Raw genomic sequence first — 20,150 nt, 5'->3', positions numbered from 1 at the left:
CTTGCGTGACAGGAGCTTTTTTGTATCCGGGTTCGACTGATGCCGAACCCGTTTTCATCACACGCGTCAGGCTTTGTCTCTGGTCAACAGAGGCTTCAGGTAATGACCGGTGTAGGACTGTTCCATCTCGGCGACCTGTTCAGGTGTGCCCGTCGCAATGATCTGCCCACCTCGCGAACCGCCTTCCGGACCCAGATCCACCAGCCAGTCAGCCGTCTTGATCACATCCAGGTTGTGCTCGATCACCACCACGGTATTGCCGTGGTCGCGTAGGCGATGCAAGACGTCCAGCAACTGCTGAATATCCGCGAAGTGCAGACCGGTAGTCGGCTCATCGAGGATGTACAGCGTCTTGCCAGTGTCGCGCTTGGACAGTTCACGCGACAGCTTGACCCGCTGCGCTTCACCGCCTGACAAGGTCGTCGCCGATTGCCCCAGCTTGATATAGGAAAGTCCTACATCCATCAGGGTTTGCAGCTTGCGCGCCAGTGCCGGAACGGCGTCGAAGAACTCACGCGCTTCCTCGATGGTCATTTCCAGTACTTCGTGGATGTTCTTGCCCTTGTACTTGACCTCAAGCGTTTCACGGTTGTAACGCTTGCTCTTGCACACATCGCAGGGTACGTAGATGTCTGGCAAAAAGTGCATCTCGACCTTGATCAGCCCGTCACCCTGGCACGCCTCGCAGCGGCCGCCTTTGACGTTGAACGAGAACCGCCCCGGACCGTAGCCCCGCGAGCGTGATTCCGGAACCCCGGCGAACAGCTCGCGAATCGGCGTGAACAGCCCTGTATAGGTCGCCGGATTGGAGCGCGGCGTACGACCGATAGGGCTCTGGTCGATGTCCACCACCTTATCCAGGTGCTGCAGGCCATTGATGCTGTCGTGCGTAGCCGCTTCCAGCGTCGTGGCGCCGTTCAGCGCCGTAGCGCTCAGCGGGAACAGCGTGTTGTTGATCAGCGTCGACTTGCCCGATCCGGACACACCCGTCACGCAGGTCAGCAGACCGATCGGGATTTCCAGGTTGACGTTTTGCAGGTTGTTGCCACGCGCGCCCTTGAGGGTCAGTGAGAGCTTTTTGTTACGCGGGGTGCGCTTGGCAGGAACGGCAATCTTCACGCGCCCCGACAGGTATTTGCCGGTCAGCGAGTCGGGATGCGCCATCACCTCGTCCGGCGTACCTTCGGCAACGATATGACCACCATGCACGCCGGCACCCGGGCCAATGTCGACCACGTAGTCGGCCAGACGAATCGCATCTTCATCGTGCTCGACCACAATCACCGTATTGCCAATGTCGCGCAGGTGCTTGAGTGTGCCCAGCAAACGATCGTTGTCGCGCTGGTGCAGACCGATGGACGGCTCATCGAGGATGTACATCACCCCGACCAGGCCCGCACCGATCTGGCTGGCCAGACGAATACGCTGTGCTTCGCCGCCGGACAGGGTGTCCGCGCTACGGTCCAGGGTCAGGTAGTCCAGGCCCACGTTGACCAGAAACTGCAGACGCTCGCGAATTTCCTTGAGGATCTTGTCGGCGATCTCGCCACGTCGTCCGGTCAGCTTGAGTGTTTCGAAGTAATGCGTCGCGTCGCCAATCGGCAGATTGGTGACTGCAGGCAGAGTCTTTTCACCTACCCACACATGGCGCGCTTCACGACGCAGACGAGTGCCTCGGCAGTCAGGGCAGGGCTGCGTGCCCAGGAACTTGGCGAGCTCTTCGCGGACTGTGGCCGATTCGGTTTCCCGATAGCGACGCTCCAGATTCGGCACGATGCCTTCGAACGGGTGCGCGCGCTTGACGATATCGCCGCGGTCATTCAGGTAGCGGAAGTCGACACTCTGCGAGCCACTGCCGTTGAGCAGGATCTTCTGCATGTCGGCCGGGATCTGCTTGAACGGCATTTCCAGGCTGAAGCCATAGTGCTTGGAGAGCGAGCCGAGCATCTGGAAGTAATAGACGTTACGCCTGTCCCAGCCTCGTATCGCGCCTTCGGCAAGCGTCAGTTCGGCATTCACCAGTCGCTTGATATCGAAGAACTGCTTCACGCCCAGGCCGTCACAGGTCGGGCAGGCGCCAGCCGGGTTGTTGAAGGAGAACAGCTTGGGCTCCAGTTCGCTGATCGCATGGCCACAGATCGGGCAGGCGAAGCGGGCGGAGAAAATCACTTCCTCGCCCGGTTCGTCGTCCATCGGCGCAACCAGGGCGATACCGTCGGCCAGCTTCAGGGCGGTCTCAAAGGACTCGGCCAGACGCTGCTGCAGGTCGGCGCGGACCTTGAAACGGTCCACGACCACATCGATCGAGTGCTTCTTCTGCTTGTCCAGCTTCGGCAGCTCATCCAGTTCGCACAGCTTGCCGTTGACTCGCGCCCGGACAAAGCCCTGCGCGCGCAGCTCTTCAAAAACCGAAAGATGCTCACCCTTGCGCTCGCGGATAACCGGCGCAAGCAGCATCAATTTGCTGCCCTCCGGCTGGGTCAGCACCAGGTCGACCATCTGGCTGACCGTCTGGGCTTCCAGCGGGATGTCGTGGTCCGGGCAGCGAGGCTGGCCGACACGCGCATACAAAAGACGCAGGTAATCGTAAATTTCGGTGATCGTACCCACGGTCGAGCGCGGGTTATGTGAAGTAGACTTCTGCTCGATGGAAATCGCCGGCGACAGACCTTCGATCGTGTCGACGTCCGGTTTTTCCATCATCGACAGAAACTGGCGGGCATAGGCCGACAGCGATTCGACATAGCGGCGTTGCCCTTCGGCGTACAGCGTATCGAAAGCCAGCGAAGACTTGCCTGAGCCGGAGAGCCCGGTGATAACGATCAGTTTGTCGCGGGGAAGTGTCAGGTCAATATTTTTCAGGTTGTGGGTTCGTGCCCCACGTATCAGGATCTTGTCCACTGCGGCCTCGCTTGGCGGGCATAAACGACGGAGTATACGGCTCCGAGCCATCACGCGGCAAAGCGTCGCGTATGTGCTGTACAACGATGGGACTGGTAGAATCGCCGCCGGTTCACACGAGGTTATTCCATGCACGATACCCACAGCGAGCGTATGAGTAGCGGCGAGACCCGCGCAGCAGGCGGTCTGGCCCTGGTGTTCGCGTTCCGCATGCTTGGCATGTTCATGGTCTTGCCGGTTCTGGCAACCTACGGCATGGACCTGGCAGGCGCGAGCCCTGCACTGATCGGTCTGGCGATTGGCGCCTACGGCCTGACCCAGGCGGTGTTGCAGATACCGTTCGGGATCATTTCCGACCGTATCGGCCGGCGACCGGTCATTTATTTCGGCCTGATCATCTTTGCGATCGGCAGCGTGGTGGCGGCGAACGCGGATTCGATCTGGGGAATCATTGCCGGACGTATCCTGCAGGGGGCTGGCGCTATTTCCGCGGCGGTCATGGCGCTGCTCTCCGACCTGACCCGCGAACAGCACCGCACCAAGGCCATGGCCATGATCGGCATGACCATCGGTCTGTCGTTCGCCATCGCCATGGTCGTTGGCCCGGTGATCACTGGTATGTTCGGTCTTTCCGGGCTGTTCCTGGCCACCGGCGGCATGGCCTTGCTGGGCGTTCTCATCGTCGCCTACGTGGTGCCCAAGGCCAGCGGGGCGTTAATGCACCGTGAATCCGGCGTCGCCAAGCAGGCGCTGGGGGCGACATTGCGTCATCCGGACCTGCTGCGCCTGGATTTGGGTATCTTCGTGTTGCATGCGATGCTCATGTCCAGCTTCGTGGCTTTGCCGCTGGCGCTGGTCGAAAAAGCCGGTTTGCCCAAGGAACAACACTGGTGGGTCTACCTGACCGCGTTGCTGGTTTCCTTCTTCGCGATGATCCCGTTCATCATCTATGGCGAGAAGAAACGTCAAATGAAGCGCGTTCTGCTGGGCGCCGTCACAGTTTTGATGCTGGCTGAGCTATTCTTCTGGGCATACGGGGACACGTTGCGGGCACTGGTCATCGGGACAGTGGTATTCTTCACCGCGTTCAACCTGCTGGAAGCGTCGTTGCCGTCGCTGATCAGCAAGGTTTCACCGGCCGGCGGAAAAGGCACGGCAATGGGAGTTTATTCCACCAGCCAGTTTCTTGGATCGGCCGCAGGTGGGATACTGGGCGGCTGGTTGTTCCAGCACGGTGGGCTCGATGTGGTGTTCCTGGGTGGTGCAGCCATGGCCGCCGTCTGGCTCGCCTTCGCAGTGACCATGCGAGAACCGCCTTACGTGACCAGCCTACGTCTGCCGTTGTCGCCGCAGGCGCAGCGTGAAGCAGGCCTGGCAGAGCGTTTGATGTCCGTAGCAGGCGTGACAGATGCAGTGGTGGTTGCGGAAGAGGCAGCCATCTACATAAAACTCGACACAAAATTATTGGATCGTGCCTCTCTCGAAAAGCTGGTCAATCCAGCGTCAGAAGCGTGCGAAGCCTAGGAGAACGTTATGGCCCGTGGGGTTAACAAAGTCATATTGGTCGGTACATGCGGCCAGGATCCCGAAGTTCGCTACTTGCCTAACGGTAACGCCGTGACCAACCTGAGTCTGGCAACCAGCGAACAGTGGACTGACAAGCAGTCCGGTCAGAAAGTCGAAAAGACCGAATGGCACCGTGTATCGATGTTCGGCAAAGTCGCCGAAATCGCTGGCGAATACCTGCGCAAGGGTTCGCAGGTGTACATCGAAGGCAAGCTGCAGACCCGCGAGTGGGAAAAAGACGGCATCAAGCGCTACACGACTGAAATCGTCGTCGACATGCAGGGCACCATGCAACTGCTGGGCGGCCGTCCACAGGGCGACGCTCAACAAGGTCAGGGCGGCGGAAACTACAACCAGTCCGCACCTCGTCCACAGCAGTCGCGTCCACAACAGTCAGCGCCCCAGCAATCTGCACCTCAGCAGAACTACAACCAGCAGCCGCCACAACAGCGCGACTCGCGCCCAGCGCCGCAACAACAAGCGCCGCAGCCGGCTGCTGATTTCGATAGCTTTGATGATGATATTCCGTTCTAGGATATAGCTGGTACCTGCTGTTCAGGTCCAGAACCGGAGCCCCCGTTTATCGGGGGCTTCGTCGTTTTCAGGCGTCAGAAAGCGCTGAACCACGCTGGCTGTACTGCTGCCGTGAAAGCCGCTGGGCCTCTAAAGCCGCGTATCCTTCTGCATTTGCGCGTTTTCGAAACAATGCTCAACCACCCAACTCGCAGGCTTCACCTCACCCCGCTGCCCGAAAACCAATGCTCGTTGTGCCAACGGCCCGTTGCTGGCCGTGGCGCCGGCAACATGCGGGCTGTCCCAAACGCCCCACGTAATAACGGTAGACACCGAGCGCGTGGCAAGCACCACGTCGAGATACCGCTTATAAGTCGCTGCAACTGATCCATCACGATCTGCGATGGACCCAGTCAAGTGGCTGTCGTCGACGTCAAGTTCCGTGATGTGGATCGACAATCCCATATCACGCACTGCCAGAATAAAGCGAGACAGGCCCGGACCAAATGTGTCGCCTGCACGCAGGTGGGACTGAATGCCAAGGCCGTGTATCGGAATGCCCCGCTGCTTGAGCCCGCGCAGCAGGGCGAGCACGGCAGTGCGTCGGCTTTCGCCGTAATGGGTATCCTTTTCCAGGCCGTAATCGTTGTAGCAGAGCAGGGCGTCCGGGTCGGCCTTGTACGCAGCCTTGAAGGCTATGTCCAGATAGCGAGGCCCGAGCATCTGATACCAGAATGAATTGCGCAGCCCGTCAGGCTGGCCGTCCTCCAGCTGGATGGCTTCGTTGACGACGTCCCATGCGCTGATTAGGCCACGATAATGGCTGGCGACGGTACTGATGTGCGCCGTCAGCACTGCTTCGGCGTTCATCGGGGTGACGGTGTGGTGAACCCAGTCGGGTAAAGAGCGATGCCAGCAGAAGGTGTGCCCGCGCATACGCTGGTCATGCGCTTTGGCAAACGCCGCGATTGCGTCGGCGGGCGCGAAGTTGTAACGCTCTGGTTCGGGGTGGACGGTCTGCCACTTCAAGGCATTTTCTGGCACAACGATGCTGGCCTGTAGGGCGACCAGTTGCCGATAGGCCGCGTCGTCATTCAGCTTTGTCGGATCAACTGCAAAGCCGAACCGTATGCCTTTCTCGGCTGCAGGCTGGCGCAATGCGGTAAAGGTTTCTGCCGCCAGCAGCCTGCTGTTGACGAAGGGCAGGCACGCCAGCAGGCGGACAAACGCAGTCAGAAAACTGCGTCGACTAGCCCGGCGCATCACGCACCAAAAATCCCCATCAACTCCTCACGGCCTACCATCACCGTCATCGAGCCTTGCTTCTGCTCGCCTTCAATCGTGCACAACAACCCCGCCTCCCGGCAGATCACTGCGCCCGCTGCGATGTCCCACAGGCTGGTGAATTTCTCCATGTAGCCGTCTGTCTGCCCCAAAGCGGCGAACGCCAGGCCGATGGTGGCGCACCGATAACCAGCAAGGCCCCAGCCCTGTCGGCGCAGGCTCAGGTGCAGTTTGCCCATCTCTTCGGCATCCCAGCGGGTGTTTTCACCGACGCCAGCGATGCGCAGGTGCTCGGGTGGTTGAGGGCGGACAAAGGGGACGCCGTTGCGCAGCAAGCCATCGCCCGTGCGGGCTGCCAGGGTGTAGCCCAGTGCCGGGTAGGCGACGACGCCGATTTCGGGCTCGCCTGCCGACATGTACGCCACCGCGATTCCCCACAATGGGGTGCCCCGCAGGTAGTTGCCGGTGCCGTCGATGGGGTCGATGACCCAGCCGTCGGTGATGAATTCGCCGCCCATTTCTTCGCCCAGGATTGTATCGTCGGGGAAGTGTTTGCTCAGTTCTGCACGCAGCAGTTGTTCCACTTCAAAGTCGGCGCGGGAGACGAGGTCTTGCGCGCTTTTGGTGGTGATGTCGAGGGTGTGGCGGTCGTTAAAATACGCCATGGCCAGGCCAGTGGCCTTTTCTACGGCTTGCATCGCGACGCTGAGTCGGTTGTTCATTGCAGACAGCCTCCGTTCGGCAGGTTCAACAAGTCCGGGTAATCACTGAGAATCGACTGTGCGCCATGTTCCAGCAGGTAGTGCGCACGCTTCGGGCTGTTGATGGTAGCCACGGCGAATTCGACGCCGCTGCTTTTCAGGCGAACAAGGTGATGGTCATCGAGCATATCGTCAAGTACGTGGAGTATCCGGCAGTCATATTCGGCCAACAGCGCGACCGGGTCGGCAGGCGCCACCACGGAGGCGATAGCCAGTGGTACGTCGTTCCACAAGCGGCGGGCGGCCGTTAGCGAGCGCACCGAAAAGCTGGAGACGAATAACCGATCGTTGTCGGCGGGCCACAGATTTTTGAGGATCGGCATCACCACTTCCGCCGTCTCGACATCGTCGCCAATGGTCGGCTTGAGTTCGACCTGCAAACCCAGGTTCAGGCGCAACGCACAGGCCACGATCTCTTCAAAAGTCGGGACCTGAAGGCCGGCGAATTCAGGCGCGAACCAACTGCCCGCGTCCAGCATGCGGATAGCTTTCAGCTCATGCAGCACGACGGCGCCGCGCCCGTTGGTAGTGCGGTCCAGCAAGTCGTCATGAATCACGACCGGCTGGCCATCACGGGTCAGCTTCACGTCGATTTCGACCCACTCGGCGCCGCATGCGGCAGCTTTTTCCAGGGCCAGCAGAGTGTTTTCCGGCACGTAAGCCTTGGCACCGCGATGGGCAATCAGGGACGAGCGGACGAGGGGAGCAGGTTTGAGCATGGCGGGTCACTTGGTGGTGTGGGAGAAAGTCACGAGCTGGCGTTGGCCGGTCTCGATATCGAACAGCAAGGGCGTGGAGTTGATCGCGAGTCGAACCTGAGTGCCGGGTATCTGATGTTGCCGTCCGGCCAGGCTGACAACGCAGCGCGTTCCAGCCAGTTGGCAATACAGCAGCGTGTGGCTGCCCAGATTTTCCGAAGACTCCACTGTGGCAGTCACGCCCTCCTGGTCGAGCATGAAGGTCTCGGGGCGCAGGCCCATCAGCCATTTGCCGGTCCGGTTGCTGGCAATGCCGAGCTTGATGGGCAAACGCTGCCCATCGGCGAGCAGCAAAATCCTGTCGTCGAGGCAATGCACCGGCAGCAGGTTCATCGGCGGCGTGCCGATGAAGCTGGCGACGAAGGTGCTGGCGGGTTGATCGTAGATCTCGGCCGGCGTGCCGATCTGCTCGACACGGCCTTTGTCGAGAATCACCACGCGCTCGGCGAGGGTCATGGCTTCGGTCTGATCATGGGTGACATACAGGATCGTCGCGCCGGTCTGCCGGTGCAGGCTGCGAATCAACAGACGCATTTCATGACGCAGCGCGCTGTCCAGATTGCACAGCGGCTCATCGAACAGCAGCACCGGCGGTTTGCGGATCAACGCCCGACCGATGGCGACGCGCTGGCGCTGGCCGCCGGAAAGCTCTCCGGGCTTGCGTTGCAGCAGGTCCTCCAGGCCCAGTGACGCGGCGCACTCGCGGATGCGTTGCTCACGCTCCTTGCGTGCAACCCGCGCCAGCTTGAGCGCGTAGCCGATATTGTCGGCCACGCTCATGTGCGGGTAGAGCGCATAGTTCTGAAACACCATGGCGCAGCCGCGTTCCTTGGGCGGCAGGCGCGTAACGTCGCGGCCGCCCATTAGAATCTGCCCTTGGCTTGCCTCTTCCAGCCCGGCCACCATGCGCAGCAACGTGGACTTGCCACACCCGGACGGACCGAGGATGACGTTGAGTTCGCCCGCCTTGAAAACCAGATCGAGCCCGTGAAGGATGGGTTCTGCGCCATAGGTTTTGTGCAGGCCCTTGAGGACAATATCCGGCGCGCAGGTAATAGGGGTGAGCGCGTTCATTTACCGACTCCAATCAGGCCTTTGACAAACCATCGCTGCATGAGCGCAATGACGAGGATGGGCGGCAGCATGCTGACCACAGCAGCGGCCATCAGCAGGTTCCACTCGGGGACCTGGGTTGCATCGGTTGGCAGAAAACTGGCCACGCCCAGCACCAGCGTGCGCATGTCCTCGCGATTGGTTGCGACCAGCGGCCACAGGTAGTCCTTCCAGGCGCCGATGAACACCAGCGTGCCGAGCGCTGCAAAGTTGGTCTTCGACAGTGGTAGCAGGATGTCGATGAAGAACCGCCAGGGCCCGGCACCGTCCATGCGTGCGGCCTCGACCAGTTCAGCGGGCAGCGTCTGGTAGAACTGCCGGAACAGGAAGGTGCCGGTGGCCGAAGCAATCAGCGGCAGGGCGAGGCCGGGGTAACTGTCCAGCAAATTGATGGTCGGCAGCGGCAGCCATTGAATGCCCAGCCAGTGCAACAGGCTGCGTACGGGGGCGAGCAGATCGCTGGCCACCGAATACGTGGGGATGATCCTTACTTCCAGCGGCAGCAGCAGCGCCCCCAGCACAGCGAAGAAAATCACCGAACTGTAGCGGCTGCGAAAGTACACCACGGCAAAGGCCGTCAGCGCCGAGAGCGTCAGCTTGCCGATCACCACCAGCGTGGCGACCAGCAGGCTGTTGCCCAGCAGGCGCAGCAGATCGAGACGCCGGGTGACCTGCTGCAGATTCTCAAGCAGTTGGTCGCCGGGTATCACTGCAAGGCCGTGTGCGAACAGTTGTGGATTGCTGACGGTCGCCGAGCAGACCGCCATGTACAGCGGGCCCAGCGCGAACACCAGCCCCAGGATCAGCAACAGGTAAGCGCCTGCGTTGAACAGCCGGTTATGCTCGATCATGCTTTCACCCCGCGGCGCTGGAAGCGCGACAGGAGTTTGAATTGAGCGACGCTCAGCGCCACCACCGCCAGCAGCATGAGCACTGACAGGGTCGATGAGCCGGCCAGATCCAGGCCCATGAAACCGTCGGTGTAAATCTTGTAGGCCAGCACATTGGTGGTGTCGCCAGGTCCGCCTTGGGTGAGGGTGTCGACCAGTCCGAAACTGTTCGACAGGCTTTCCAGCAGGTCGATGACAAACACGAACAGCAGATAGGGCGCGATCAGGGGCAGTTGTATGTCGAGCATGCGCCGCAAGGGACCGGCTCCATCCAGTGCAGCAGCGGCGAGGTAGTCGTCGGGCACCGATTTCAGGCTGGCGACCAGCATCACGAAGTTGAACGGCACCAGGCACCAGGCATACGCCACGATCAGCAACAGCATGCTCTGTATCGGGCTGGAGTAGGGCGCCCAGGTGCCGGGTGCAATCGCGTTGAGCCAGGCGAAGATGCCCATCACCGGATTGGCCAGCACATGAAAGACGATACCGATGGTTGCGCCCGATACCGCGTAGGGCCAGATCAGCAGGTTGCGAAACACGGCGTTGCCGCGCAGTTTCAGTTCCAGGCACAGTGCGAGCACCAGCGCGATGACGATCGAAAGCACGACGCTCGATAAGCTGAACACCAGCGTCGAGCCCAGCGACGCCAGCACGCCGGGGTCTTTCAGTACACGCCAATAGTTGCTCAGGCCAACGAAGATTTCATTACCGCCGAAGGGCGGCACCAGATGAAACGACCACCAGATGGCCTGGACCGCAGGCCAATAGAAGAACAGGCCGAGCGCCAGCAGTTGCGGCAGGGCGAACAGCAGCGCCAGACGTGGCTGAGGGAAATGTGCACGCGGTTTCATGGCGTTGCCTCGTTTGACTCATTGCTGGCCTGGGCCTGGTGCATCTGCTGAAACAGACCCAACAGCTCGTTGGCGCGCAGCGTCGTCTGGCGCAGGGCCAGATCGATGCTCTGGCGACCCGCGAGCGCATTCTCCATTTCCTGTGACCAGATCAGACGCATCAGCGTGATAAAACCGCAGCGCAAAGGCGCGGAGGGCTGACCGTCGATATCGTTGAGCACTGTCAGTCCGACCGTGATCGCCGATGGCTCGCTGGCAGCAGATTGCAAACGTGCAGCGCCAGCCTGAGTGACGGGCAGATAGCCTGTCCGTGCGCTGAACATCAACTGGTTGTCCGGTTGCAGCACGAACGCCAGGAATTCCGAGACCAGCCGATAATCCCTCACGGAATGCCCGCGCATCACCCACAGCGAGGAACCTCCGGGGACGTTGGCGCTTCGCTGGGTACCCGCGTAAATTGGCAGTGCCGTGACCTGGATATCGGATCTGAGCGTGCTGTGCACAACATTCCACGCCCCGGTGGAGTCGATCAGCATGGCGCAGTCGTCGGAGGCAAACGCCAGTGCCTGCTGGCCGCTGCGGGTTGAGTCCTCATGGACCACCAGACCTTCACGAGTCCATTGCGCGAGGTCTTTCATAAGGCGTAGATGGGCGCCTTTGTCGAACTGGTAGCGGTCACTGCCTGCGGAGCGAATCGCAACGTCAGTGCCTTGCGCTGCGCTGGCCTGCTCCAGCCAGATCCAGGGTGCAAACGCGCTGACGACCGGGCATTTCTGGCCGCTTTTCTTCAGGGCTCGCAAGGCATCCGCAAACGCTTCCCACGTGGCGGGTGGCGCACTGATCCCGGCAGCAGCCAACGCATTTCTGTGCGTGTAGAGCACGGCTGTGGACGCCGCAAAAGGCTGCGCCGCGAGCGTGCCGTGATCGTCGGCGTAGTAGCGCCGCAAGGCTGGCAGAAAGGTGTCGTCGGGATAGGCCCTGTGATGATCGGCCATGATCGCCTCGACAGGTCGGGTGGCACCGCCCAAGAGCATGTCAGGCGTGGCGACGTCGTAAATCTCCACCAGTGCCGGGCCTATGCCCGCCCGGTAAGCAGCAACGGTTTTCTGCAGCGTCTGCTCATAGCTGCCCTGGGAAACACAGTGCAGGCGATCACTTTCATCACGTTGTGCATTGAAGCTTCTGCACAGATCCGCGATGGCGCTCCCGGCCGCGCCACTGTGGCTGTACCAGAACTCGGCCGGTGCAGCGAAGGCGTGTGTCGCGAGCGGCAGCAGGGCCAGCGCGGAAAGCATCTTACGGATGGAAGGCATGAGGACACTCACAAGAACTCAATGCCATTTAATACAGGTTGTGTGTAGTATTTGTGACCTACGTGACTTTTATTAAATTTTCATGATGGAAGCGTGCAATGGATGGTGGGCGATACACTGCTTCACACGCCGACTGTTTTAATCCTCCTACGATTTGAAGATTCCATGCCTCTCGACCTCGACACGCCACTTCATTCGCATCAACCGTTGAGCCTCAATGAACGCAAGTTGCTGGACATCCTTCGTCGTCGAGGCGCGATCACCCGTGCCACGGTTTCAACCGAGATGGACCTGGCTCAGCAGTCGGTGCACCGGCTCATCGAAGAACTGATCAGCCGTGGCCTGCTGCGCAGTGGCGAGCGCGTCAAAAACGGTCGCGGCCAACCCAGCCCGCGCATCGAACTGGTCAACGAAGCGGTGTATGCCATTGGTGTATCGATCAACACCGACTCGGCAGTAGTCTGCGTCGCCGATCTGGGCTGCAATGTGCTGGAACAAGTCACCCTGCGCACGCCGCCGTTAAGCCGCAACAGCACCCTGGATTCGCTGGAAAAGACCATCGAGCGCATGCTTCAGCGCAACGGTATCGAAGCGCAACGCGTCGTCGGCATGGGCTTCGCGATTGCCGGCTTTTTTCTTGAAAACCGCCAGATCAATGCGCCTGAACCGCTGCGCGACTGGTCATTGATGGACCTGCAACCGGTGCTGGAAGAACGTTTCGGCATGCCGGTCTGGCTGGAAAACAACGCCACCACCGCGGCCATCGGCGAAAGCCTGGTGGGCGTGGGTGCCTGGGCCAGCAACTTCATCTACCTGTCGTTCAACTTCGGTTTCGGCGCCGGCGTCGTCATCAACGGCAAACCGTATTTCGGCAGCCACGGCAACGCAGGCGAGATCACCCTCTACAACGACGAAGAATCGATAAACCGCCCGGCTTTGCGTTACTTGCTCGAAGACCTGCATCAGAGCGGCATGCAGGTCGACTCGATCGAAGACCTGCGCCTGCGCTTCGACCCCGGCTGGCCCGGTGTGAATACCTGGCTGACACGCGTCAAGCCCACACTGGATCGCCTGATCAACGCACTGGCCGGGTTGTTCGATCCGCAGGCCGTGGTGTTTGGCGGGCAATTGCCGCCTGAATTGGGAAAACGCCTGATCGCCGCGACGACCTTCTGGGGCACCCATCGCTACAACTCTCCACCGCCTCGGCCGCAGTTATTGCTGAGCGAGACGAATGGGGATGCGGCGGCGCTGGGGGCGGCGCTGGTGCCGTTAAAGGAGCGGTTTTTTGTTTGATTCGTTGGGCGTTGGGTGGACAGGCACTGGCGGTTTTGGGGGGAATGTTGACTGTTGTTGGGCCAAAGCTGTTGTTTCAAGGGTTGTCGTAGTGCTGTATCTCAGTCGCAGACCGGTCGATACGTTTTTCCATGTCGGCAACAAACCCGTTCAATGGCATCAACTCCTCTCCCGCATACCCCGGGTACTGCGCCTGATACGGCGGTTCACTGGACAAATTGCGTAACTGGTCCAGGCTCTGCGCCACATAGGCAACGCTGACAAACTGCGCGCCTGTGCGGTCGTTCACCCAGCGTTCAAACACAATAGTGCCGCCTGGTGCTGCGTCATTCTCGGGGTATTCGGCAATTTTCCAGTCAAAGCCCAGCAGCGTTCGCAACTGCGCGATGTTGCTGTCGTGGCCTACGTACGCCAACCATTTGCTACCCGGCGGGCTGCCCACGGATGTTGGTTGCAGAGCCAGGAGGATTTGTCCGAGCAATTGCGAAGCACCCCGCTGGGCGATGTAAGGTACGTGATTGCTCAGCGCGTATTTGCCCGAACGCAAGGCCATCAAGCGCGATACGTCTGCGGCAGTGCGCCCTTCGCCAAACGCCACCTGGTCCAGTGGCAAGCCTTCGGCGTATTGCATGCGGAAGGTTTCGCTCATGGCCGCGCCCACACTCAACGGACCGCTGAGCTTGGTGACGCCTTCCTTCTCTTTCAGCGTCCAGGGTTGCTTGCTCAAGGCACAGGTCTTTTTCCCGCAGGTCGTCGGCACGCCCACCAATTGCTGCATGGCCAGCAGCGGCGCGGCAAAGCGCTCGCGAGCTGCGTCAACGCTGCCACCCATGGCTGCCAGCATTGCCGCCCGGGTGCGCGCCGGGTCCAGCGGTGCCAGGCCATTTTCGCCGCCGTGGAACAGCCGGTCTTCACTCTCACGCACATGGTGTATCGCTACGTTGCAGCCCGGGAACATCCCCTTTACCAACGCCGCACTGGTGGCCTGGGTGCGCGCTACCGGGCTGGACCACACGTAGGCATCCCCCGCCTGCGGGCACTGTCCCGCCTTGAACAGGCCGAGCGAATCCAGCATGCGGCGTTGCCATTGGCCCAGCAGCACGGTGGCGGCGCGGCCATGGTCGGTCAACTGACCGTCGCGGACACCAAACGCTGGCCAGGTCTTGGCCGACCAGCGTTGCAACTCGGCGGTATTGGTAGCCGGACGGATACCGTGGCGCATCACCAGTACCACCTTGTCCAGGCGCAGGCCGGTGGTGTCCAGAGGCGCGGCCACTGATGGAAGCACCAAGCACACGCCCAGCGCCAACCCCGCATACTTCAACAAAGTCGATTTCATCATCACGGGCCTAGAAGTCATAACGGGTATTGAGGCTTAAAGTACGTGGCGAACCCGGTTGCAGGTAGTTTTCCTGGTAGTAGGTCCAGTACTTTTTGTTGGCCAGGTTGGTGACGTTGGCACCCAGAGTCAGCGCATGGCCATCGCCCAGACGCAGACGATAGCCGCCCCCGGCATCGAACAGGCTGTAGGCCGGGAGGGTATGCACGTTGCCTGAATCCACCGCCATTTCGCCGATACGCTGGGCACCGGTGTGCAGGAACATCCTGGGCACCATGGGCACACGATACGTAACCTGAGTTGCGGCCTGATAGTGCGCCGCACCGGCTGCGCGGTTTCCGTCCACACCGTCCCCCGCATCGTGGTAGGCCGAGTCCAGTGACATGACGCTACCTTCCACTGTCAGGTCCGGCGTGGCATCGACGCTGGCGTTCAGCTCCAGGCCCTGATAGCGGATGGTGCCGCTTTGCACGTAGACATTGGCGTCGTTGGTGTACTCGGCGCCACGGTCGATGCGAAACGCTGCGGCGGTGGCGCTCCAGTTACGCTGCTGGGCTTTCACGCCCACCTCGTATTGCTTGCTGAGCAGCGGGCTCAGGGTCTGGTCGGAGTTGACTGCGCTGCTGGGTGCGGTACCGCCGCTTTCCAGAGATTCGACGTAACTGGCATACAGCGTCACGTCCTTGGTCGGCTTGTACATCAAGGCAACGGTTGGGGTTGCCGGCCGGGCCTTGTATGGCGTCACAGCGGAGGTGGCGGAGCCGCGGGTTTGCTCACGATAATTTTCGTTGCGCAGGCCCGCCAGCAACGACCAGTTTTCGCCCAGGCCAATGGTATCGCTGGCGAACACTGCGCTTTCCTTGACGTTGTCGTCGCCGTAGGTACCGCCGCTGTAGTCGATGTTGTAGACCGAGAAGATCGTCGGGTTGTACAGGTTGCCCTTGCCCACGGTGGTCTTCGGGGTGACCACGGATTTGTCCGAGTTCAGTTGGGAGTAGCTGGCGCCCAGTACCACGTCGTGAGTGAACCATCCCGTGGTGAATTTGCCTTCCAGGGTGCCCATGGTGTCGTTGTAGTCGTAGGCGTGGTACTCGGACGTAACCTTGTCGGTGTACGCGCCGGCGTCGCTGGAAATCTGGTATTGGTCTTTCACATAACGGCGTGTCGAATCGGAGTAGCGGTAGGCCAGCTTACCGGTCCAGTCGGGAGAAAACTTGTAGGTAGCGCTCACGGTCGACAGGCTGTAGTCGACATCGGTGTAGGAGCCATTGCTGTACAGGCGCTTGCTACCGTCAATAGGGCTGGGCAAGGCGTTCTTGGTGTTGACGATGATGTCGGTGCCACCGCTGGTATTGCGCTTCTGGTACAGAGTGTCCAAGTCAACGCTCAAGTCATCACTGAGCTGCGCGTTCAGGGCCACGCCGACTGCCGTACGGTTGACCTTGGCGTCACCCGAAGCGGCATCGCCTTCCTCGTGCACCACGTTGACCCGGTAGCCGAAACGCGGGTCATCCAGACGCCCTCCGGCATCCAGATGTTCCTTATAGACGTTATCGGACTGGTAGCCGGCATCAACGCTGAGGGTGGTCTTGTCGGTAGGCCGCTTGGTCACGTAGTTGACGATGCCGCCCGGGCTGCCGAAGCCATACATGAAGCCCGACAGGCCTTTAAGCACATCGACCCGCTCGAACATCTCAAGAGGCATTTCCACACCGCGGTTGATGTTGGCCATGCCGTCGACTTTGTAGCCGTTCAGGTCATCCAGGGGCAGGCCGCGAACGGCCAGTGTGGCGGGGTGGGTGCCATAGCTCGAACTGATGGAGGTGACGGAGGCGTCGTACTTGACGGCCTCAGACAGGATGCCCGCCTGACGGGCCTGGATTTCGTCGCTGCCTACGCTCTTGAACGAAAACGGTGTGTCGATCACCGCATGGCTGCCCAAGGCGCCGCTGTTGGTCTGCTGGTGCAGCGCCGGCTTGCGCTTGGTGGCCTTTACAGTGACTTGAGGCAGCGTGGCCAATGTACTGTCGTCGATGGCCGGTGGTACATCGGCAGCAAATGATGGCAAGGCCAGGGAAAACGCTGCGAAACCGAGACCTGCACGCACATACAACGAGGATTTGCGAAACATGACAGCACCTTCGAAAACGGCCGTTCACGGCCTGGTTGATTTCTGTCGCGCGCACTTCGCCGTGGCCGGCTGTAACAGCCGACCGAGGAAGGGGGGTGAAGGCGGCGCGGTTGTTAAGGCGTAACGGCCTTGGTCACGAAGCCGATCTTTTCCAGGCCACCGGACTGCGCCGCGGTCATTACCTGCACCACCTTTTCATACGGGGTGTTGCGTTCGGCACGCAGGTGCAACTCCGGTACCGGCTGACGCGCGGCGGCCTCAGCGATCAGTGCCGGCAAGTCACTGTCGCTGATGTCGCGGTCGTCCCAATGCAGGTGGCCTTCGTTGTCCAGCGCCAGATCCACGGAGGGCGGCGGTTTGTTGTCCTGCTGCGCGGCGGCCTTGGGCAGGTCAATCTTCACCGAGTGCTGGATGGCCGGCACGGTGATGATGAAGATCACCAACAGCACCAGCATCACATCCACCAGTGGCGTGGTGTTGATCTCGGGGTTAAAGCCGTCCTCTTCCTGTTCATCCCCGCCCAGCAATCCACTGGCCATCAGACGATCTCCGCCTGGGCGTTGAACGTGCTGCGCGCAGGCTGCCCGCCGCGCGGGGTCGCACGGGCGCCGATCACCAGCAGGTCGTGCAGTTCGAAGGCAAACTTGCCCAGTTCAGCGAGGGTCTGCTTGTTACTGCGCACCAGCAGGTTGTAGCCCAGGGTGGCCGGAATGGCCACGGCCAGTCCCAGAGCGGTCATGATCAGCGTTTCGCCGACGGGGCCTGCAACCTTGTCGATGCTCGCGTCGCCGGTCAGGCCGATCTTCATCAAGGCGTGATAGATGCCCCACACGGTGCCGAGCAAACCGACAAAGGGGGCGCTGGAACCCACTGTGGCCAAAATCGCCATGCCGCCTTGCAACTGTCCGCCCACGGTCAGCGTGGCTTGGCGCAAGGCGCGGTTCAGCCATTCGCTGAAGGCCGGCGGGTGCATGTCGCCATCCAGCGCATCACGGTGCTGGCGTGCGGCGCTGACGCTGGCCTGAGTGAGTTCGGCGTAGGCACTGTGATGACCCAATTGTTGCACGCCATCCTTGAGCGTCGGTGCGCTCCAGAACGCCTCCAGCAACTTAGGTGAACGCAGGCGATGCAGTGCCAGGCGCACCAGCTTGTCGACCATCACGTACCAGGACGCAATCGACATCACCAACAGCGTCAAGGCCACGCCACGGGTGACAAAGTCGGCCTGTTGCCACAAAACATTCAAACCCAGTGTTCCGGTGTCCATGTGTATTTCCTTTCTTTGAGGTGAGCGCTGCCCTGACCGGGAGGCCCGTCGATAAAAGATGGTGGGTTACGCCTGCGTGATTGCTAACTGTCGAGCTGGAATCGCAGCGGCACGATCACATATACCGACACCGCATGCCCTTCCTCCAAATGAGGCTTGAACAGTGCGCCGCGCACAGCCGTCCTGCCCGCCTCGTCGAGGTTGCCAAAGCCCGAGGAGCGTACGATGTCCACCGCGCCGGGCTTGCCGTGCTCGTCCACCAGCACCCGCAGGATCACGGTGCCCTCGTGGCCCTCTTCACGTGCACTGTCGGGATATTCGGGTTGTGGTTCATGCACGTATTCGACGCCCCGGGTGAGGGTCTTGGGCTGAGGCGGTGGTACGGGAATTTGCGTGACTACCGGTGCGGCGGCCGCGGTGCTGATGGTCGCGGGGGCAGACGTTGCGGCGGCCACGACGGGGTGTTGCATCACCTGCGGTTTGGCCACGGGCTTGGGCCGGGCCACCGGCTTAACGGCCACAGGCGCTGGTGCCGGTGCGACAGGGGCAACGGTAGGCGGTGGCGTGGGCGCGGCACTTGCAGCTGGCGCCGGAGTCGGTTCATTGATGACCGAGGCGTAAATAGTACGAATCACCTGTGGTGCAAGCGCAGGGGGCGATGACCTGGTCACCATGCTCAATACCAAAACATGCACCGCCACGACCAGCGTTACCGCGCATCCCCGGCGCAGCAATCGCGAGGCGCTGCCGGCAGGCAATGGCTGAAGGTGCAGCAGGGGTGTCAGCGTTGCATCCACGATTGATTTCCTCCAGGCCGGTAGGCCGGGTACATCGGGCGCATTCCCTGCGAAAGTTGGGTCCGAGGCCGGTAGAGGAACCTCGTAACAGGTGTCGGAGGAATATAGGAGTGACGAGTGACAGATGCGTGACAGAGAAAAATTATCAAGTAAGCAGTTTGTGACAATTGCATGGGCGCCAACAGGCGTGGCCTTACAAGCGGTCTTTACGGGATTCAGAGGCGGTTATCCGGCGAACCATAAGGCCTACGGCTAAAGGACTTTGATGCCGTCAGCCCCCTGTCGCAAGAGTTGCATCAGTTGGCCAGCAACGATGGCTTCAACGGCACCTTCAGTCGCGTCCACCTCAAAAGCAGCGCAGCAAGCCGATGCGCCGCCATCGCCGATGCGATAGACAGCTATGACGCTGCCCGGCCCGCAGCCTGTGTGCCCAGCTAGAGAATGCCCACCGTCAATCGAACCTTGCATCAAGCCGAGGCCATAGCCCGGCGTGATCCATGGGCGCCCTGGAATCGGGCCGCCTAGTGTTCGTGCTGTCTGCATTTCCTGAAGCAAGCCTGCGCAGAGGAGCTCTGCACTGAGAAGTCGGTCCAGAAATAGCGCTGCTTGCGAAATCGGCCCGATCAACAAGCCGTGGTAAACCCAGGCGGGGTCATAATTCGAGGTACTTCCCAGATGGGTCGCTTGTAAGTCTGCTCGCGTTTTAGCAAAGCGAACGTTCGAGATGCCCAGAGGGGCAAGCGCACGTTGAATCACTGCATCATCAAGCGTCATATCGGTCAGCCGTTCAATTAGCCTGCCGATGAATAAGTAACCGACGTTCGAGTAACGCCATCCGGTTCCGGGGCTGTATCGAAGTCGAGTACCGTCAAGACATCGCATCATTTCATCTGCCGGCCAGGCGGGCTCACCTTTAGCAACGGCGGTGTGATACTGCGCAAGCTCTCCGTAGTCAGCCAGTCCTGCTTCATGCCGCAGTAGCTGGCGCAAAGTGAAAGGCTGATCAGGAATGGGGTCGTCCAACCCGATCAGTCCATCCTGTACCAACGAGAGGGCTGTCGCAGCCAGGACCGTTTTCGTAAAGCTCCACCAGGGGGCCATCAGCTCCAATCGGTCTGGCGTTTGTGGCTGACCATTTGACACGAGTGAAATGAGCATTGGCTTCCCTGGAATGTTGAGCGGATCTACAGCCCGACAAGATATCTCAATTGCTCTGCTGCGCCGGGATCAAGTCAGCCGTTTGTGCTGTGCTGAAAGACTGTTTTTGACATAAAGCGGTCTGTGGCGGCGGCAGGCAGGTGTGGGGGCTGGCCATTAACATTTATTCATGCGGTCGGTGCTTAAGATTCAAGCGCCTCGGCCGATTATAT

17 protein-coding genes are annotated in these 20,150 nt (G+C 60.6%); 3 read left to right on the top strand and 14 right to left on the bottom strand.

Annotated features, from left to right (window positions below):
• Positions 1 to 66: 66 nt before the first annotated feature.
• Complete coding sequence (gene uvrA / locus V476_RS07755; RefSeq protein WP_016569110.1) at positions 67 to 2,901, bottom strand: excinuclease ABC subunit UvrA; 2,835 nt, start codon at positions 2,899 to 2,901, stop codon at positions 67 to 69.
• Positions 2,902 to 3,030: 129 nt separating this feature from the next.
• On the opposite strand from uvrA, the gene V476_RS07750 reads away from it, so the two are divergent.
• Entirely contained in the window at positions 3,031 to 4,425 is a 1,395-nt protein-coding gene (locus tag V476_RS07750; RefSeq protein WP_010438218.1) for an MFS transporter, read from the top strand.
• Positions 4,426 to 4,434: 9 nt separating this feature from the next.
• The gene (locus V476_RS07745) at positions 4,435 to 5,001 is read left to right on the top strand and encodes a single-stranded DNA-binding protein (RefSeq protein ID WP_003317093.1); all 567 of its coding nucleotides are present in this window, start codon (positions 4,435 to 4,437) and stop codon (positions 4,999 to 5,001) included.
• Between the two features lie 129 nt (positions 5,002 to 5,130).
• Here the strand turns inward: V476_RS07745 and V476_RS07740 are convergent, their stop codons facing one another.
• Genes V476_RS07740 through V476_RS07710 form a run of 7 tightly spaced genes read right to left on the bottom strand, consistent with a single transcriptional unit; the run spans position 5,131 to position 11,950 of the window.
• Positions 5,131 to 6,243: an endo-1,4-beta-xylanase gene (locus V476_RS07740; RefSeq protein ID WP_024961317.1), complete on the bottom strand. Its 1,113-nt coding sequence runs from the start codon at positions 6,241 to 6,243 to the stop codon at positions 5,131 to 5,133.
• Positions 6,243 to 6,986: an inositol monophosphatase family protein gene (locus V476_RS07735; protein WP_003317091.1), complete on the bottom strand. Its 744-nt coding sequence runs from the start codon at positions 6,984 to 6,986 to the stop codon at positions 6,243 to 6,245. Before V476_RS07735 ends, V476_RS07740 begins: the two co-directional genes overlap by 1 nt.
• The gene (locus V476_RS07730) at positions 6,983 to 7,744 is read right to left on the bottom strand and encodes a glycerophosphoryl diester phosphodiesterase (RefSeq protein WP_003317090.1); all 762 of its coding nucleotides are present in this window, start codon (positions 7,742 to 7,744) and stop codon (positions 6,983 to 6,985) included. The genes V476_RS07735 and V476_RS07730 overlap by 4 nt, the downstream gene beginning before the upstream one ends.
• 6 nt (positions 7,745 to 7,750) lie before the next feature.
• Entirely contained in the window at positions 7,751 to 8,857 is a 1,107-nt protein-coding gene (locus V476_RS07725; RefSeq protein ID WP_004394159.1) for an ABC transporter ATP-binding protein, read from the bottom strand.
• Complete coding sequence (locus V476_RS07720) at positions 8,854 to 9,747, bottom strand: ABC transporter permease subunit (RefSeq protein ID WP_003419594.1); 894 nt, start codon at positions 9,745 to 9,747, stop codon at positions 8,854 to 8,856. The genes V476_RS07725 and V476_RS07720 overlap by 4 nt, the downstream gene beginning before the upstream one ends.
• Complete coding sequence (locus V476_RS07715; RefSeq protein ID WP_003391815.1) at positions 9,744 to 10,637, bottom strand: carbohydrate ABC transporter permease; 894 nt, start codon at positions 10,635 to 10,637, stop codon at positions 9,744 to 9,746. The genes V476_RS07720 and V476_RS07715 overlap by 4 nt, the downstream gene beginning before the upstream one ends.
• On the bottom strand, positions 10,634 to 11,950 hold the full coding sequence (locus V476_RS07710; protein ID WP_024961316.1) for an extracellular solute-binding protein: 1,317 nt from the start codon (positions 11,948 to 11,950) through the stop codon (positions 10,634 to 10,636). The genes V476_RS07715 and V476_RS07710 overlap by 4 nt, the downstream gene beginning before the upstream one ends.
• 165 nt (positions 11,951 to 12,115) lie before the next feature.
• Here V476_RS07710 and V476_RS07705 point away from each other — a divergent pair, with 165 nt between their 5' ends.
• The gene (locus tag V476_RS07705) at positions 12,116 to 13,246 is read left to right on the top strand and encodes an ROK family transcriptional regulator (RefSeq protein WP_024961315.1); all 1,131 of its coding nucleotides are present in this window, start codon (positions 12,116 to 12,118) and stop codon (positions 13,244 to 13,246) included.
• Between the two features lie 76 nt (positions 13,247 to 13,322).
• On the opposite strand, the gene V476_RS07700 is transcribed toward V476_RS07705, so the two are convergent.
• The 6 genes from V476_RS07700 to V476_RS07675 form a co-directional block, all read right to left on the bottom strand.
• Positions 13,323 to 14,588, bottom strand: coding sequence for a histidine-type phosphatase (locus tag V476_RS07700; protein ID WP_024961314.1), 1,266 nt, complete (start codon positions 14,586 to 14,588; stop codon positions 13,323 to 13,325).
• A 7-nt stretch (positions 14,589 to 14,595) separates the two neighbouring features.
• Entirely contained in the window at positions 14,596 to 16,716 is a 2,121-nt protein-coding gene (locus V476_RS07695) for a TonB-dependent receptor (RefSeq protein ID WP_024961313.1), read from the bottom strand.
• Between the two features lie 113 nt (positions 16,717 to 16,829).
• Positions 16,830 to 17,255 (bottom strand): ExbD/TolR family protein, encoded by a 426-nt coding sequence (locus V476_RS07690; protein WP_003426642.1) that lies wholly within the window; start codon positions 17,253 to 17,255, stop codon positions 16,830 to 16,832.
• Positions 17,255 to 17,983: a MotA/TolQ/ExbB proton channel family protein gene (locus V476_RS07685; protein WP_024961312.1), complete on the bottom strand. Its 729-nt coding sequence runs from the start codon at positions 17,981 to 17,983 to the stop codon at positions 17,255 to 17,257. Before V476_RS07685 ends, V476_RS07690 begins: the two co-directional genes overlap by 1 nt.
• A gap of 83 nt (positions 17,984 to 18,066) precedes the next feature.
• The gene (locus V476_RS07680; RefSeq protein ID WP_235810935.1) at positions 18,067 to 18,618 is read right to left on the bottom strand and encodes an energy transducer TonB; all 552 of its coding nucleotides are present in this window, start codon (positions 18,616 to 18,618) and stop codon (positions 18,067 to 18,069) included.
• Between the two features lie 414 nt (positions 18,619 to 19,032).
• Positions 19,033 to 19,938 (bottom strand): serine hydrolase domain-containing protein, encoded by a 906-nt coding sequence (locus tag V476_RS07675; protein ID WP_024961310.1) that lies wholly within the window; start codon positions 19,936 to 19,938, stop codon positions 19,033 to 19,035.
• Between the last annotated feature and the right edge of the window lie 212 nt (positions 19,939 to 20,150).

The sequence above is a fragment of the Pseudomonas syringae KCTC 12500 genome (genome assembly GCF_000507185.2).
GTDB classification, from domain to species: domain Bacteria; phylum Pseudomonadota; class Gammaproteobacteria; order Pseudomonadales; family Pseudomonadaceae; genus Aquipseudomonas; species Aquipseudomonas syringae.
The sequence above is the reverse complement of the archived record's forward strand: the minus strand, read 5'-3'. Positions and strand labels throughout refer to the sequence as shown.

Coding starts and splice junctions, on each gene's coding strand:
- V476_RS07685 (WP_024961312.1), bottom strand. CDS start 17,983: ATGGACACCGGAACACTGGGTTTGAATGTTTTGTGGCAACAGGCCGAC.
- V476_RS07745 (WP_003317093.1), top strand. CDS start 4,435: ATGGCCCGTGGGGTTAACAAAGTCATATTGGTCGGTACATGCGGCCAG.
- V476_RS07710 (WP_024961316.1), bottom strand. CDS start 11,950: ATGCCTTCCATCCGTAAGATGCTTTCCGCGCTGGCCCTGCTGCCGCTC.
- V476_RS07720 (WP_003419594.1), bottom strand. CDS start 9,747: ATGATCGAGCATAACCGGCTGTTCAACGCAGGCGCTTACCTGTTGCTG.
- V476_RS07740 (WP_024961317.1), bottom strand. CDS start 6,243: ATGCGCCGGGCTAGTCGACGCAGTTTTCTGACTGCGTTTGTCCGCCTG.
- V476_RS07695 (WP_024961313.1), bottom strand. CDS start 16,716: ATGTTTCGCAAATCCTCGTTGTATGTGCGTGCAGGTCTCGGTTTCGCA.
- V476_RS07700 (WP_024961314.1), bottom strand. CDS start 14,588: ATGATGAAATCGACTTTGTTGAAGTATGCGGGGTTGGCGCTGGGCGTG.
- V476_RS07730 (WP_003317090.1), bottom strand. CDS start 7,744: ATGCTCAAACCTGCTCCCCTCGTCCGCTCGTCCCTGATTGCCCATCGC.
- V476_RS07715 (WP_003391815.1), bottom strand. CDS start 10,637: ATGAAACCGCGTGCACATTTCCCTCAGCCACGTCTGGCGCTGCTGTTC.
- V476_RS07735 (WP_003317091.1), bottom strand. CDS start 6,986: ATGAACAACCGACTCAGCGTCGCGATGCAAGCCGTAGAAAAGGCCACT.
- V476_RS07675 (WP_024961310.1), bottom strand. CDS start 19,938: ATGCTCATTTCACTCGTGTCAAATGGTCAGCCACAAACGCCAGACCGA.
- V476_RS07705 (WP_024961315.1), top strand. CDS start 12,116: ATGCCTCTCGACCTCGACACGCCACTTCATTCGCATCAACCGTTGAGC.
- V476_RS07725 (WP_004394159.1), bottom strand. CDS start 8,857: ATGAACGCGCTCACCCCTATTACCTGCGCGCCGGATATTGTCCTCAAG.
- V476_RS07750 (WP_010438218.1), top strand. CDS start 3,031: ATGCACGATACCCACAGCGAGCGTATGAGTAGCGGCGAGACCCGCGCA.
- V476_RS07690 (WP_003426642.1), bottom strand. CDS start 17,255: ATGGCCAGTGGATTGCTGGGCGGGGATGAACAGGAAGAGGACGGCTTT.